Raw genomic sequence first — 14,227 nt, 5'->3', positions numbered from 1 at the left:
CCGTCAGCTCCCGTGCCGCATCACGAAGACGGTCGCCATGCCTGCCGCCATGAAGACGATGGTCGCGACCAGCGAGCGCGCCGACAGCCGCGACAGGCCGCAGACGCCATGGCCGGACGTGCAACCGCTGCCCCACACTGCGCCAAATCCCGTCAGTAATCCCGCAACGATCAGCACCGGCGTTCCCGCCAGTATAGTCTGCTCCGGCAGGCCTCCGGTGGTGAGTCGAACCAGCACGGGCGCGAGGATGAGACCCGCGACGAAGGCGAGCCGGCCGGGGAATTCGCGATCCTCATAAGGCGGGAACAGCCGCGCCGCGATGCCGCTGACCCCGGCGATTCGTCCCGTCGCCCACATTAGAAGCACCGCGGACATTCCGATCAGCGCCCCGCCCAGAAGCGAGGCCAGCGGCGTGAAAGGTGTGGCGATCATCCTGATCCCTCCGGTCGAGCACCCCTCGCCCATCCGCTACAACCGGCGCAGTGCCGCCGGAATGTCAACGAGACGTTAACACGATCGCTCGAATTGACGCAGCATCCCAACGGTATCTTTCCAATCGTTGCGCTAAGCATGGCCGTAACGCGGCCTTGGCCTGCGTGAACGGGGAACGACGGGACGTGGTCGACATCGCGCAGCAGGCAGCGGTCAAGCCGCCATCGGCAAGGGATGCTGTGGCCGCGCGCGCGCTCGTTCCGCTCACCTCCATTGACCCCGGTCAATGGCGCGCGCTCGCGCAGCGGGCGGTCGAGCCGAACGGCTACTACTTGCCCGGCTGGGAGCTTGCCGTCAGCGCAACCGCGCGCGGCCGCAGCTCGGCCTCGGCACTGCCCGCATTCGACGGATCTTCGGCGCGGCTGATCGGACTGATGCCGGTGATCTCGCTGTGGCGCGCCTGGAAGATTCCCTTGCCCGCGCTGGTGAGCGCGCATCCCTATGGCACGCTGTGTAGCCCGCTGATCGACCGCGACGCCCCGATCGAGGCCGCTATGCGTCTGTTGCAGCAGGCGCGCGAGGCGGGAGCCCATGCGCTGGTGCTGAATGACATTGCGCTCGATGGCGCTGCGATGATCGCCCTCAATCAGGTTCTCAATCGCGACGGCCTGAGACCGCGCCTGCTCAGCTCCTACATCCGTGCCAGCCTCGATGCGACGCAAGACGGCGATGCGCTGCTGCGCGAAGCGCTCGGCGCCAGGAAGCTCAAGGAGCTGCGACGCCAGCGCCATCGGCTCGAAGAAAACGGCGCGGTCGTGTTCGAGGTCGCGCGAGGGCGCGACGAGATCGGGCCCGCGCTGGAAACGTTCCTGCAGCTCGAGGCCAGCGGCTGGAAGGGCAAGCGCGGCACCGCGCTGATCCAGCATGCGGGCGATGCGACCTTCATCCGCCGCGCCGTCGCGGCGCTGGCGGAAACCGCGCAATGCGAGATCATCACGCTGCGCGCCGGCACGACACCGGTCGCCGCCGGCGTCGTGCTGCGCCATCAGGACCGCGCCTTCTTCTTCAAGCTCGGCATCGACGAGCGCTTTGCAAGATATTCGCCGGGCGTGCAGCTCACGCTCGACCTCACTCGCCATCTCTGCGCTGATCCGGCCATTGCCAGCGCGGATTCGATGGCCAGCGCCAACCACCCCATGATCAACCCGATCTGGCGCGGGCGCTTCGCAATCGGCGACGTGCTGGTCCCGCTGCGGCGGAATGATCCGGTCGTCGCGCTCATTCATGCCGCGCTGGCCGGCCTCAACGTCGCGCACCAGGCCGCGCGAGGCGTGGTCCATCGGCTCCGCAAATAAGAGAAAGCTACTCCGCCGCCTGCGCGTTGACCTCCGCCGAGACCTGGCGGATGGCGCGCGCGAGCAGGTTCGGATCCTGCGCGCCGGAGACGGCGTATTTCTGTGCGAACACATAGGTCGGCACGCCGGAGATGCCTTTCTCGGCGGCCTCCTGTGCGTCCGCCGAAACGCGCGCGACATCCTCGTCGGTGGCAAGGCGCTTGCGCACGTCGTCGGCATCGAGGCCAACATCGGCGGCTGCCTGCACCAGCACGTTGACCTCGGTGAGGTCGCCGCCGTCGCGAAAATAGAGCTCCATCAGGCGCTGCTTCATCTCGGGCGCCTTGCCGATCGCCTCGGCCCAGAGGATCAGGCGATGGCAATCGGTCGTGTTGGGCTGACGCGCCACGAGCTCAGGCCGGTAGACGAGCCCCTCCTCGCTTGCGGCCGCGACGACGCGCCCGGCAATGCCCTTATAGGCCTCGACCGAGCCGAACTTCTGGGTGAGATAGTCCTCGCGGCTGATGCCCTCGCGCGGCACCCAGGGATTGAGGAAGAAGGGCCGGAAATTGAGCTTGACCGGAACATCAGGCACGAGCGCCAACGCGCTCTCGATGCGGTGTTTGCCGATATAGCACCAGGGGCACACCACGTCGGACACGACGTCGATCTGGAGCGGTTTTAGCGTGCTCATGGCGGCGCCTCCTTCGGGCAGTCTACGGGTCCGTCGGAAGATAAGCCGAACCAGAGGCCGCGCAAGGCGCCCGTCCCGCATGGCTCACGACTTCACCTCTGCGGTTATTGTAGGAAACGCAACCCGCCCCGATACTCGCTGCACGATCGAACCAGCGGGAGACTGCAATGACAGCCATTTTCAGGCCGGAAGGTCATCAATTTCGGGCTACGGAGCATGCCGGCGGTCCGTGGTCGCCGGACATGTTGCAGGGAAGCGCTACCACCGCGCTGATGGCCCGTGAGGTCGAGCGGCTCGCAACCGAATCGGGCTTTGCGGTGCGGCGCCTGACCTTCGATCTCTGGCGACCGGCAGGCCTGCGCGCCTTCAGGACCACCACTGAACTGCTGCGCGACGGGCGCAAGGCCAAGACCGCGCAAGTGCGGCTGATGGACGGCGAGACCGAGATCGGCCGCTGCACGGCGCTGCTGACGGCGCAGAGCGGAGAATCGCCGGTCGATCCCTTCGCGGCGCCCGTAGCGCTCGACCAGGCGCCCGAGGCAGGCACGCCGCCGCCGGCCTTCGCGCAGAAATGGAGCCGCTATTTCCAGAATGTGTCGGTGCGGCTGATCGAGGGCGCACTGGAGAAGCCGGGTCCGGCCGCCGCCTGGATGCGGCTCGACGCCGCGCTGGTCGAAGGCGAGCCGAACACGCCGCTGCTCCAGGCGGTGCAGGCCGCTGACTTCTCCAGCGGCGTCGCGCAGATGGTCGATATGCGCCAATGGACCTTCATCAATCCCGAGATCAGCCTCTATTTCGTCCGGCCGCCGGAGGGCGAATGGATCCTGATCCGCGCGGCGACGGGCGTCGGCGCCAACGGCGCGGGCCTGACCACGGCGACGCTGAGCGATCGCAACGGTCCGTTTGCCGAGGTGATGCAGGCCCTGAGCTTCGAGCGGCGTGAGGCCGTGCAGGCTCAGGCGTCCTGAGACGCAAGCGCGATCAGCGTCGTCTCGGACCCTGCATCCGTCGGCATGAACATCTCGACACGAAGCTCCTGGAGCGTGACGTCCTGCGGTGTGCCGAGCGTCAGGACCGCACCGATCAGGCCGATGCCGACCTCACCTTTGCGCAGGCGCACCTCGCACAACGGCCCCGGCACGGCCTCGTCCTCGAGTTGAGGCGCCGGCAGCTCCGGCAAGCGCATCAATTCGCGCCAGGTCGATTGCAGGGCATCGTCGAGCGGGGCGGCCATCGCTTCATGACGCGCCCGCGACAACAGCGCTGCCGCGACAATTGGCCAGTTCTCGACGAACGGCTTGAGCTCGTCCGGCGCGAGGAACATGCGCATATGGTTGAGCGGACGCTGCATACGTTCAGAGCCAAGCAGCATCGTCATCAGACGCGAGGCCGCGCGGTTGGCCTGTTTCACGTTCCAGCGCCGGTCGGTGACGATCGCGGGAAATGGCTCGTGACGGCTGAGCAGAAGATCGATGGCACGCCGCGCATCGGCAAGCTCGGGCGCGGCGAGGTCGCGCTCGCCATATTGCCGCGCGAAGCCGCCGGCCTCGAGCAGCGCATTGCGGTCGCGCAGCGACAAATCGAGCGCGGAGGCGAGCTGGAGGAGGATGTCCCGACTGGCCGCCGCCTTGCCGGTCTCGACATGACTGAGATGCTTGACCGAGATGCCGGCCTCGAACGCCAGCTCCGCCTGGCTCAACGCACGGCGCATGCGCCAGGCGCGCAGGAGATTGCCGACCGGATTGGCCGGCCGCAAGGACCGGGACGAGCGTGTATCCATCCGCCGATTATGCGGGCCCTCGTGCACCCTGTAAACGCGGCTAAGAAAGTGTGGCCGCCATCTGCTTCAGCCGCTCGGCAGTGCGCTCGTCCGCCGGGAAGAAGGTCTCCAGCGCCAGCTCCGACAGAGTGATGTCGACGGGCGTGCCGAACACCATGGTGGTGGAAAAGAAGCTCAGGATCTCACCCTGGTGGCGCAGCTTGAACGGGATCGCGACATTGTCGCTCGGCAGCGGCGCCGCACGCGCCGGGATGGGGTAGCTTTTTAGATCGTTATACAACTTGATCAGTTCAGGATCGGCGGTCGCCTCGCATTGCCGGTGCAGCCGCTCGAGCAGATGCCCGCACCATTCCGCAAGATTGACGGTACGCGGCGCCAGCGCCTCGGGATGAAAGGCAAGTCGCAACACGTTCAAGGGCTGGCCGAGCAGATGCTGCGGGATGCCGTCGAGCAGCGGCGCCACCATGCGGTTGGACGAGAGCAGGTTCCAATGCCGGTCCACCGCCAGTGCCGGATTGGGCTCATGTGCCTTGAGGACGATGTCGATCGCCTGGCGGGCTGATGTCAAGGCGGGATCCTCCAGCGGGCGCTGCGGGAACGCCGGCGCATAGCCGGCCGCGACCAGCAGCACGTTGCGTTCGCGCAAGGGCACGTCGAGGCGCTCGGCGAGCCTGAGCACCATGTCGCGCGAGGGCGCGGCGCGGCCGGTCTCGACGAAGCTCAAATGGCGCGCGGAGATCTCGGCCTCGCCGGCGAGATCGAGCTGGCTCATGCGGCGGCGCTGCCGCCATTCTCGCAAATGGTCGCCGATATGGACCGGTTGGCTGCGCTCAGTACGTGCCGTGGATGCATGTGCGTTCATGATCGAAAACCTAGCATGCGAATTTCGGCCCTTCCATTACCCGCGAGGTAATCGAATTGAGGCGCGGACGCGCGCATCGTCGGTCGCAACAGGAGATGACCATGATCGCGCTGCTGCTCTACCGGACCATCGCTGACCACGTCTTGCCCTGGGCCATGGCCTTCGCAACCCGGATGCTGGCGCGCAGCCTCAACGTCCCGGAGCCGCTCGTGCATTCGACCGGCGACTATGTCGTCGCGCAGGTCATCGCCTTCGAGCACGGCGTCGGCAGGAGCCTGTGCCCGTTCCGCCTCGCCCGCCTCGTCCGCGCCTGGTGGCGCGGATTGCGGTGATGTCCCTCGACCTCAACCAAGGAGAACCACGATGATCGAAGCGTCCACTTTCCTGCGCCGTGCACTGCTCGCCGATGCCGTCTTCAGCGGCGTCGCCGCGCTGGGTTTCACTTTCGGCGCGAGCACGTTCGCCTCGCTGTTCAACCTTCCCGAAGCGCTGCTGGGTGAGACCGGCCTCTTCCTGATTGCCTACACCGTACTGGTCGGCTGGCTCGCCGCGCGTGCATCTGTTTCCAAGGCGCTCGTGCTGCTGGTCGTGATCGGCAACGCGGCCTGGACGGTCGGCAGCATCGCGCTGCTGCTTTCAGGCGCGGTGTCGCCGAACCTCATGGGCGAGCTGATGGTTGTGGCGCAAGCCATCGCGACCGGCGTGTTCGCGGAGTTGCAATATGTGGGGTTGCGGAGGAGCGCGAGTGCGGTGGCGGCGTGACCTACCGATCACTGCCATTCCGGGCTGGTGCGGCAGCACCAGACCCGGAATCTCGAGATTCTCAGGTGCGCAAGGGCGCACCGTAGTTCGCTGCGCACCGCCCCGGAATCTTGGATTCCTACGCCCGCGCGCGGCCGTTCGTCTTGGCGACGGCGTGACCGTTGAGCTGGTTCTTTTTGGGAGCCTTCTTTTTCGCACTCTTGGCGCCCGCCTTCGCGGCCTTGCGCTCGGCCCGCGCCTTCGCCTTGGTGCGTTGGGCCCGCGCCTCGGCGCGCAGCTTCTTGCGCTTCTTCTCGCAGGAATCGCACTTGCAGCCGATCGGCTTCAGATAGGCTTTGAAATAGTCGGTGCCGTAGTCGTAGTTGATCTCGTCGCCCGGCTCGATGTTCTTGATGGCGCGGATGAAGACCTTGCGCTCGCGCGGGCGGACGTCGGACTCGGCGTTGGGCCGGCAGGAATGATTGATGTAACGGGCGAGATTCTTGCGCACCGATCCGTCGATGGTCCAGCGCCCGTTGAGCTCGAACAGATATTTGTTCTCGATCTCGTCGTGCGCCGGAATCCGCGAGTCCAGGATCGGCCCGAAATAGCGGATGATCCGGGTGCCCTTCTTGATCGGCTTGGTGGCAAAGAGGCCGAGCCCTGTCTTGGAACGGCCGACGCGATAAGGTTTGTTCGAGGATATGGCTGGCATGATCAAGAGAACGAGGACGCGAACGGGGCCGGAGCGGCCCAGGCGAGCCGCTCTTCTAGAACGATTCCGCGCCGCTGTCAGGTGCCTGGAGGCGCTTTTGAACCTTGCCCACAGTCAAGACGTCTGATGCTACGAAGTTCCAGCTGCATCGAAGCGTCATCATGATCCGCATCGTCACCACATGCCTATCCGTGTTGCTGATATGCGCCGCCGTCAATTGGGCCTGCGCCGAGTCCGTGGGCGGCATCTACACCTCGACCGCGCCGAAAGATTGCCGCCAGATCGGTAAGCCCAGCGCGCTCGACGGCAGCACCATGCGGGTCTGTCCGGGCAAGTCCGGCCTCGTAGTGCTGATCGCCGAGGATGATCTTCGCGAGGTCGTCTCGGTCGGCCGCAATCGCAAGGAAGCGGCCGAGGAGCCGGCGGCCAAAGTTTGGTTCGCTCCCTTCAATTCATCGGACACGACTGTCGAATGGCGAGCTGCGGGCGCCAAGCCATTTGCGATCATTCAGCGCTGGCACATCGCCGACAGCAGCGATCCCGACAAGCAGGGGCGGCCGAACACCAAAGCCATGCTGGTCGTGACCCGGCTGCCGCCGGGTCCGGTCTGTCACGTCGCCTATGTCGATGCGATCGCGAATCCCACCGCCAATGAGCTCGCGCGCAAGGCCGCCGACGATTTCGCCCGCGGCTTCAGGTGCGGCAAGGACGAGGTCAAGATCATCGGCACAAGAGGCCGCGCCGTCGAGCTCGCGACCATGCGCTAGGTCTTCGCCGGGGGCAAACAGCCGCCAGGCGGCAATTTCGTGGTCACGGGCGACGTCAGCATCGCCTCGAGCAGCCGTTCGGCCGTCGTTCCCTCGGGCAACCTCTCCAGGATATCTTCGAGCCGGCCATCGAGCAGCAGCATGGTGAAGCCGTGCACCAGCGACCAGGCCCGCGCGATCGCCGCGCCCTGGTTCAAGGTCAGCGCATCGCCGCTGATCTGCTCCTGGCGCATCATGCCGACGGCATTGGCGAGCCCGGCAAAGGAGGCTTCGGCCGCCTCGCGCAGCGAGGGCCTGGAATAATCGAGCCGCTCGGTGCGAAACATGATGCCGTACATGCCGGGATGCGCCTGCGCATAGGCAACATAGGCTTTCGGCCGCGCCAGTGCGTGTTCAAGCGGCGTGGACGCGGCATCGGATGAAGCTGCCATCGCCGCGTTGAATTGGCGGAAGCCGACCGCCGCGAGCTCGCTGAGCAGGCCCGTGAGGTCTCCGAAATGATGGGTGGGAGCGGCGTGCGAGACGCCCGCCTCGCGTGCCACCGCGCGCAATGTCAGGCCGGCAAGCCCGTCGCGCTCCAGCACCCGTTCGGCGGCCTCGAGCAACGCCTCCCGCAGAGCGCCGTGATGATAGGGTGTCTCAGCCTTCGCAACTGCCGGGCGCCGCGCGAGACGCGGCAAGACGTGCGAGGTCGACGATGTCTTCTTCGGGGGGCGTAGGCCGCGCGCCGCCCTGGTTTCGCTTTTGCCCATGCTCAAGCTATAAGGCGCCATATTGACAGTGTAAAGATTTCCCTTGACCGCAACGGCAATCGGCACTATCTGATCTTTACGATGTAAAGATAGGGAAGGATACGCCGTGCAGCAGGACGTCGTCACCGAGCAGCGCAACAATATCGCGCCAATTCCCTTCGAAGCCGACGCGGCGTACCTCAAGCTCATCGGCGAATTGCCGCGCGAGTTGAACGGCACGCTCTATCGCAACGGCCCCAATCCGCAGTTCTCGTCGCCCGGTGCGCACTGGTTTGTGGGCGACGGCATGCTGCACGCCTTCCACCTCGAGAACGCACGCGCGAGCTACCGCAACCGCTGGGTCCGCACGCCGAAATGGCTGGCCGAGCACGACGCCGGCCGCGCTTTGTTCGGCGGCTTCGGCCGCAAGCTGCCGGATGCCCCGGCGGATCTCTCTGACGGCGGCGTCGCCAACACCAACATCATCTTCCATGCCGGCAAGCTGCTGGCGCTGGAAGAAGCACACCTGCCGACGGAGATCGAGCCGGGTACGCTGGCAACGCGCGGCTATCACAACTACCAAGGCCGCATCGCCGGCAGCTTCACGGCGCATCCGAAGATCGATCCTGTGACCGGCGAACTCGTATTCTTCGGGTACAATGCGGCGGGACCGCTGACCCCTGCCCTCTCCTACGGAGCGATCGATGCGTCAGGACGGGCGACGCGCTTCGAGCGTTTCGAGGCGCCCTATGCCAGCATGGTGCACGACTTCATCGTCACCGCGAACCATGTGCTGTTTCCGATCCTCCCCATCACCGGCAGCATGGAACGCGCGATGAGCGGACGGCCGCCCTATGCCTGGGAGCCGGACAAGGGCGCCTATGTCGGCGTGATGAAGCGCAACGGTACGGCAAAGGATATCGTCTGGTTTCGAGCTGAGGCCTGCTACGTCTTCCACGTCATGAATGCGTGGGAGGACGATCAGCGCATCATCGCCGACGTCATGCAGTTCGAGGAGCCGCCGTTGTTACCGCGTCCCGACGGTCGGCCGACAGATCCGGAGAAGTCGCGCGCCCGCCACTGCCGTTGGACGTTCGATCTTTCGGGAAAAACCGACCGCTTCCAGCAGACTTATCTCGACGATCTCACCGGCGAATTCCCCCGCATCGACGATCGCCGCGCCGGACTGAAGAGCCGCCACGGCTGGTATGCCTGCGCCAATCCGCGGCTGCCGATGTTCGACGCGCTCTCAGGCATCGTCCATGTCGACGGCAGCGGTAGACGGCTCGGCCATTATCTGCTGCCGGCCGGCGACACCATCTCCGAGCCGGTGTTCGTCGAACGATCGAAGGATGCGGCCGAGGGCGACGGCTGGCTGCTCGCATTGGTCTGGCGCGCGCGAGAGAACCGCAGCGACCTCGCCGTGTTCAACGCCACCGATGTCGAGGCCGGTCCCGTCGCGCTTGTCCAGCTCGGCCACCGCGTGCCCGACGGCTTTCACGGCAATTGGGTTGGGGCGGCGTAACGCCCTCCTCGTCATTCCGGGCGCGCACTCGGCGAGCCCGGCATGACGGCGCGGATGCATCACCAAGAGGTTCCACATGCACGTGCCCTCGATCACAGCAGCCTGCCTCGCCGTTCTCGCTCTCTCCTGCGCCGCGCTCGCATTCGAGATGATCCGGCTGAAGCGAAGCAGCCATACCATCTTCAACGGCGGCATCTTGCTCGCCGCGGCTCTTTTGAGCGCCGCAGCGGCGCCGATCCTGTCGCGCCTCCCCTGGGCGGAATTGGCCGAGGAGGCGTCCGAACAAGCCACTGCAGCAATTCATCTTCTAGAGGCCGCCTTCGTCATTTTGACACTGTAAAGATTTCGCTTGACCCAATTTTCGCGTTCGGCTACGTATCTTGACGTTGTAAAGATCGGCCTGACGAGGTGGCACATGGCGATTTTCCTGATCCTCGCGCCCTACGCCGTCTTCGCGTTGCTGATGCTGGTGACCTCGGCGACGATCAGCGTGTTCGCGGCCTCCGCGATCTGCCTCGCCACCGTTGCAATCGATGTCGCGCGCGGCCGCTCGGTGAAGATCCTGGCTGCAGGCTCGGCGACCGTGTTCGCCGCAATCGGCCTCTATCTCGCGCTGGTCGATCCCGGGCTCGGCACGCTCGGGGTCAAGCTGTCGGTCGATATCGGCATCTTCGTCATTTCACTCGGCTCGATGCTGGCCCGCCGTCCCTTCACACTGCAATATGCGCTTGAATCGGTCCCGGCCGAAACCGCGGCAATCCCTGGCTTCCTTTACGCCAATTACGTCATAACCGGCGCCTGGACCGCAGCCGCGCTGTTGATGGCCGGCGCCAATCTCGTGCTGCTCTACGTCCCCGGGCTGCCGCTCTGGTCGAGTGTTGCGGTCGCCTTCGCCGCCCGCAACAGCGCAATCTACTTCACAAAGTGGTATCCCGAGTATCGCCAGATCAAGTACGGTACGCCCGCCCGCGCATTGCCCAGCGCCCGCTGAACAGGATCGACGATGAAGGACGTATTCGCTCGCCTCGCCTCCGACCTCTTTTCCGCCATCGTCTTCCTCGCCGTCTACCTCATCACCGATAACGTCATCCTGGCGACATCGGTGGCGATCGCCGGCGCGATCGCGCAGGTGATCTATGCCCGCGTCAAGGGGCAGCAGCTCAACTACATGACTTATGCGAGCCTCGCGCTCGTTGTTGGACTGGGCGCGATCACACTCTTGACCAATGATCCCCGCTTCATGCTGGCAAAGCCTGCGATCGCGCATTTCGCGATCGGACTCATCATGCTCAAGCGCGGCTGGATGCTGCGCTACATGCCGCCGATCGTCGTCGAGACCGTTCCGGAATATGTGACGGCTGCGGGCTATGCCTGGGCGGTGCTGATGTTCGCGATCGGCGTCGGCGTGATCGCCGTCGCCTCGACCGGCGATCTGAAGCTGTGGGCGTTCTATCTCACCGTCGTCGCGGGCGGCGCCAAGATCCTGGCATTTGCCGTGCAATACGTCGTTCTGCGCCTCATCGTCACCAGCCGCCGGCGCGCCGCTGCCCGCGCCTAATTGCCCCATCGGAGCGTTAGGCAGGAGCTGCGAGTTGGGTTATAGGCTCGCCACAGGACTGGCCGCGGATCGTCGCGGCCCGCCGGGATTTGTTCGGGAGACGGGAATGGCCGTGGACGGCAACTGGAATCTGACCATGACGACGCCGATGGGCGAGCGCCAGGCGACGCTCAGCCTGAAGGCCGCGGGCGGCACGCTCACGGGCACGCAGGGTGCGGAAGGTAGTACCGCCGAGATTTTCGACGGCAACGTCAGCGGCGACAACGTCTCCTGGAAGGTCTCGATCACCAATCCGATGCCGCTCACGCTCGAATTCACCGGCACCGTCTCGGGCGACAGCATCAGTGGCGAGATGGGCATCGGCCCGATGGGTAGCTTCCCGTTTACGGGCACGCGCGCTTAAGGCCGGTCTGCCGTCCGCTGACAGCGACAGGGCGCGCCTAAGCTTTCCGCATCGTCATGGCCGGGACTGCCTCGGCCATTCACGTGCTCGCGGCAGCAAGAAAGATCCGTGCAATCCCGGGCATCACGGACTTCCGTAAGGGCACATGCACGCTCACGAGCGCGCAAGCAGGGTGCAGCCGCTAGCCCAAATTCAATTCCTTGAAGAAATCATTCCCCTTGTCGTCGATGATGATGAACGCCGGGAAGTCGACGACTTCGATGCGCCAGATCGCTTCCATGCCGAGCTCGGGATATTCGAGCACCTCGACCTTCTTGATGCAGTGCTCGGCAAGGTTCGCCGCGGCCCCGCCGATCGAGCCGAGATAGAAGCCACCATATTTCTTGCAGGCCTCGCGCACGGCCGGAGCACGGTTGCCTTTCGCCACCATCACCATCGAACCGCCCGCAGCTTGGAATTGGTCGACGAAGGAATCCATGCGGCCTGCGGTGGTCGGGCCGAACGCGCCGGAGGCATAGCCTTCGGGCGTCTTGGCTGGTCCGGCGTAATAGACCGGATGGTTCTTGAAATAGTCCGGCAGCGGCTCGCCCCTCTCCAGCCGCTCGCGCAGCTTGGCATGCGCGGAATCGCGCGCGACGATCATGGTGCCGGTCATCGAGACCCGCGTCTTGATCGGGTACTTGGAGAACGTCGCCAGAATGTCCTTCATGGGCTGGTTGAGATCGATCTTGACGACCTCGCCGCCGAGCGACTGCTCCACCTGCGGCAGGTATTGCGCCGGGTTGTGCTCGAGCTCCTCGAGATAAACGCCATCCTTCGTGATCTTGCCGAGCACCTGGCGGTCGGCCGAGCAGGACACGCCAAGCCCGATCGGCAGCGAAGCGCCATGACGCGGCATCCGGATCACGCGCACGTCGTGGCAGAAATATTTTCCGCCGAACTGCGCGCCCACCCCCAAGCTTTGCGTCATCTTGTGGATTTCCTTCTCCATCTCGACGTCCCGGAAGGCATTTCCGTCGGGCGAGCCGTGGGTCGGCAGCGCGTCGAGATAGCGGGCGGAGGCGAGCTTCACCGTCTTCATGCAGAGCTCGGCCGAGGTGCCGCCGATCACGATGGCGAGGTGATAGGGCGGGCACGCCGCGGTGCCGAGCGTCAGGATCTTTTCCTTCAGAAACGCGAGGAGCCGGTCCTTGGTCAGGACGGACGGCGTGGCCTGGAACAGAAAACTTTTGTTGGCGGAGCCGCCGCCCTTTGCCATGAACATGAACTTGTAGGCGTCGTCACCCTCGGCGTAGATCTCGCACTGCGCCGGCATGTTGTTGGCGGTGTTCTTCTCTTCAAACATCGAGAGCGGGGCGACCTGCGAGTAGCGCAGATTGCGGCGCAAGTAAGCATCGCGCGCGCCCTCCGACAGCGCCGCCTCGTCGTCACCGTCGGTGATGACGTTGCAGCCCTTCTTGCCCATAATGATCGCGGTGCCGGTGTCCTGGCACATCGGCAGCACGCCGCCCGCGGCAATGTTGGCGTTTTTCAAAAAGTCGAGGGCAACGAACTTGTCGTTCGGGCTCGCCTCGCCGTCCTCCAGGATCGCGCGAAGCTGCTTCAGATGGCCCGGCCGCAGGTAATGGTTGATGTCGCCGAAAGCGGCCTCCGACAGCGCCCGCAGCGCCTCGCGCGAAACCACCAGCATGTCCTTGCCCAGAACCTTCTCAACCCTGATACCCTCGGACGAGATCTTCTTGTAGGGCGTCTCGTCCTTGCCCAGCGGGAACAGCGGGGTGTGCTTGTAGGGCGGCACGGGTTTTGACTCGTCGGGAAAGGCGGTGGGAGCGTTCATAGCGGATCTCGGGGTTTGTGGCCTCATAGGCCCTCGGCATAGAGGCGTTCTAAGCCCATTTTGGACGGAAAAGAAAGGGACCGGGGCGCATGGGAGAGGGTGGCTAGGGGCTCGGGAAGGCATTGGCACAGCACGTGGAAAGGCCGGCGCCCACCCTTGCGCTTCGCGCCCGCCGACGCTTGAATGCACGCCGCAAGGGGCTTTTCATCATGACATTGAACTTGAACCTCCGCGGCGCGATCCTGGTCGCCGCCGCCATCACCGGCCTTGTGGCTCTCACCTTCCCCGCGCGCGCCGACCGCTGCGACGACAGCGCCAAGGAGCTGGCGAACCAGATCGATCGGCTTAAGGTGAATTTCCGGGCCGCCAACATCGTCTATTTGACGCACCCGGCGGCCAGGGAGCTGTCCGTCGGCTGCCGCGGGGACAAATATTCGATCGAGCTCTATGCCAAGGGCGATCGCAAGCCCAAGCCAGAGTTCTATGCGCTGGTGGGGTCGATGGCGGCGATCGTCTTCACCGTGACGAAGGACGACACCACGACGGGCGCGACACGCTGCCTGAAGCGGATGGGCCTGTTGCGCGGCGACAAGATCAGCATGCGCTACCGGCGGCTCAACATGGAATGCAGCCGCACCAAGTCGGACGCGTCCATCGCGATCACGCGCGGCAAGGACGAATAGGCGGAGCCTTGCACGCTCTTGCCGCGGCGCCGCGGTGCGAGCATCACGATGTTGCTCGCCACACGTCGTCATTGCTGTGCATGTTCACTAATTCGCTGATTGGATCGCTCCAGCGGAGGACGATCCGATGCGCGACAACAGCTATGACCGGACGATTGAGCGCAA

The 14,227-nt window shown here is 65.0% G+C and carries 18 protein-coding genes; 11 read left to right on the top strand and 7 right to left on the bottom strand.

Annotation, left to right across the window (positions count from 1 at the left end; all coding sequences use genetic code 11):
* Positions 1-3: 3 nt before the first annotated feature.
* On the bottom strand, positions 4-432 hold the full coding sequence (locus IVA92_RS33315; protein ID WP_247280657.1) for a YeeE/YedE family protein: 429 nt from the start codon (positions 430-432) through the stop codon (positions 4-6).
* A gap of 185 nt (positions 433-617) precedes the next feature.
* Between IVA92_RS33315 and IVA92_RS33310 the strand changes: the two genes are divergently transcribed.
* A complete protein-coding gene (locus IVA92_RS33310) occupies positions 618-1,787 on the top strand; it encodes a GNAT family N-acetyltransferase (RefSeq protein WP_247280656.1) in 1,170 nt (389 codons plus the stop codon).
* A 7-nt stretch (positions 1,788-1,794) separates the two neighbouring features.
* Here IVA92_RS33310 and IVA92_RS33305 read toward each other — a convergent pair whose 3' ends face one another.
* Positions 1,795-2,460: a DsbA family oxidoreductase gene (locus IVA92_RS33305; protein ID WP_247280655.1), complete on the bottom strand. Its 666-nt coding sequence runs from the start codon at positions 2,458-2,460 to the stop codon at positions 1,795-1,797.
* Between the two features lie 167 nt (positions 2,461-2,627).
* Between IVA92_RS33305 and IVA92_RS33300 the strand changes: the two genes are divergently transcribed.
* Positions 2,628-3,428, top strand: coding sequence for a thioesterase family protein (locus IVA92_RS33300; protein ID WP_247280654.1), 801 nt, complete (start codon positions 2,628-2,630; stop codon positions 3,426-3,428).
* Here IVA92_RS33300 and IVA92_RS33295 read toward each other — a convergent pair.
* Together IVA92_RS33295 and IVA92_RS33290 are read right to left on the bottom strand one after the other, a co-directional pair.
* Positions 3,416-4,240, bottom strand: coding sequence for a helix-turn-helix transcriptional regulator (locus tag IVA92_RS33295; protein WP_247280653.1), 825 nt, complete (start codon positions 4,238-4,240; stop codon positions 3,416-3,418). The two genes, IVA92_RS33300 and IVA92_RS33295, sit on opposite strands and share 13 nt — an antisense overlap.
* A gap of 40 nt (positions 4,241-4,280) precedes the next feature.
* Entirely contained in the window at positions 4,281-5,102 is an 822-nt protein-coding gene (locus tag IVA92_RS33290; protein ID WP_247280652.1) for a helix-turn-helix transcriptional regulator, read from the bottom strand.
* A 101-nt stretch (positions 5,103-5,203) separates the two neighbouring features.
* On the opposite strand from IVA92_RS33290, the gene IVA92_RS33285 reads away from it, so the two are divergent.
* Both IVA92_RS33285 and IVA92_RS33280 read left to right on the top strand, forming a co-directional pair.
* On the top strand, positions 5,204-5,434 hold the full coding sequence (locus tag IVA92_RS33285; RefSeq protein ID WP_247280651.1) for a hypothetical protein: 231 nt from the start codon (positions 5,204-5,206) through the stop codon (positions 5,432-5,434).
* Between the two features lie 31 nt (positions 5,435-5,465).
* On the top strand, positions 5,466-5,864 hold the full coding sequence (locus tag IVA92_RS33280) for a hypothetical protein (RefSeq protein WP_247280650.1): 399 nt from the start codon (positions 5,466-5,468) through the stop codon (positions 5,862-5,864).
* A 118-nt stretch (positions 5,865-5,982) separates the two neighbouring features.
* On the opposite strand, the gene IVA92_RS33275 is transcribed toward IVA92_RS33280, so the two are convergent.
* Positions 5,983-6,558 (bottom strand): SET domain-containing protein, encoded by a 576-nt coding sequence (locus tag IVA92_RS33275; RefSeq protein WP_247280649.1) that lies wholly within the window; start codon positions 6,556-6,558, stop codon positions 5,983-5,985.
* 161 nt (positions 6,559-6,719) lie between these two features.
* On the opposite strand from IVA92_RS33275, the gene IVA92_RS33270 reads away from it, so the two are divergent.
* The gene (locus tag IVA92_RS33270; protein WP_247280648.1) at positions 6,720-7,325 is read left to right on the top strand and encodes a hypothetical protein; all 606 of its coding nucleotides are present in this window, start codon (positions 6,720-6,722) and stop codon (positions 7,323-7,325) included.
* Here the strand turns inward: IVA92_RS33270 and IVA92_RS33265 are convergent.
* Positions 7,322-8,077 (bottom strand): TetR-like C-terminal domain-containing protein, encoded by a 756-nt coding sequence (locus IVA92_RS33265; RefSeq protein WP_247280761.1) that lies wholly within the window; start codon positions 8,075-8,077, stop codon positions 7,322-7,324. The genes IVA92_RS33270 and IVA92_RS33265 overlap by 4 nt on opposite strands.
* Before the next feature lie 106 nt (positions 8,078-8,183).
* Between IVA92_RS33265 and IVA92_RS33260 the strand changes: the two genes are divergently transcribed.
* The 5 genes from IVA92_RS33260 to IVA92_RS33240 all read left to right on the top strand — a co-directional run bounded on the left by IVA92_RS33260 (position 8,184) and on the right by IVA92_RS33240 (position 11,542).
* The gene (locus tag IVA92_RS33260) at positions 8,184-9,581 is read left to right on the top strand and encodes a carotenoid oxygenase family protein (RefSeq protein ID WP_247280647.1); all 1,398 of its coding nucleotides are present in this window, start codon (positions 8,184-8,186) and stop codon (positions 9,579-9,581) included.
* Positions 9,582-9,657: 76 nt separating this feature from the next.
* Positions 9,658-9,921 carry a hypothetical protein gene (locus IVA92_RS33255; RefSeq protein ID WP_247280646.1) on the top strand — a complete coding sequence of 88 codons (264 nt, stop codon included), beginning with the start codon at positions 9,658-9,660 and terminating at the stop codon, positions 9,919-9,921.
* 75 nt (positions 9,922-9,996) lie between these two features.
* Positions 9,997-10,572: a hypothetical protein gene (locus IVA92_RS33250; RefSeq protein WP_247280645.1), complete on the top strand. Its 576-nt coding sequence runs from the start codon at positions 9,997-9,999 to the stop codon at positions 10,570-10,572.
* 12 nt (positions 10,573-10,584) lie between these two features.
* Entirely contained in the window at positions 10,585-11,139 is a 555-nt protein-coding gene (locus IVA92_RS33245) for a septation protein IspZ (protein ID WP_247280644.1), read from the top strand.
* A 106-nt stretch (positions 11,140-11,245) separates the two neighbouring features.
* Positions 11,246-11,542, top strand: a complete 297-nt coding sequence (locus IVA92_RS33240) for a hypothetical protein (RefSeq protein ID WP_247280643.1) — start codon at positions 11,246-11,248, stop codon at positions 11,540-11,542.
* A gap of 181 nt (positions 11,543-11,723) precedes the next feature.
* Here IVA92_RS33240 and IVA92_RS33235 read toward each other — a convergent pair whose 3' ends face one another.
* Positions 11,724-13,379 (bottom strand): fumarate hydratase, encoded by a 1,656-nt coding sequence (locus IVA92_RS33235; RefSeq protein ID WP_247280642.1) that lies wholly within the window; start codon positions 13,377-13,379, stop codon positions 11,724-11,726.
* 209 nt (positions 13,380-13,588) lie between these two features.
* Here IVA92_RS33235 and IVA92_RS33230 point away from each other — a divergent pair, with 209 nt between their 5' ends.
* Positions 13,589-14,062 carry a hypothetical protein gene (locus IVA92_RS33230; RefSeq protein WP_247280641.1) on the top strand — a complete coding sequence of 158 codons (474 nt, stop codon included), beginning with the start codon at positions 13,589-13,591 and terminating at the stop codon, positions 14,060-14,062.
* Positions 14,063-14,227 lie beyond the last annotated feature (165 nt).

This window comes from Bradyrhizobium sp. 154, from assembly GCF_023073875.1.
Classification (GTDB): Bacteria; Pseudomonadota; Alphaproteobacteria; order Rhizobiales; family Xanthobacteraceae; genus Bradyrhizobium.
This window is presented reverse-complemented; position numbering and strand designations above follow the sequence as displayed.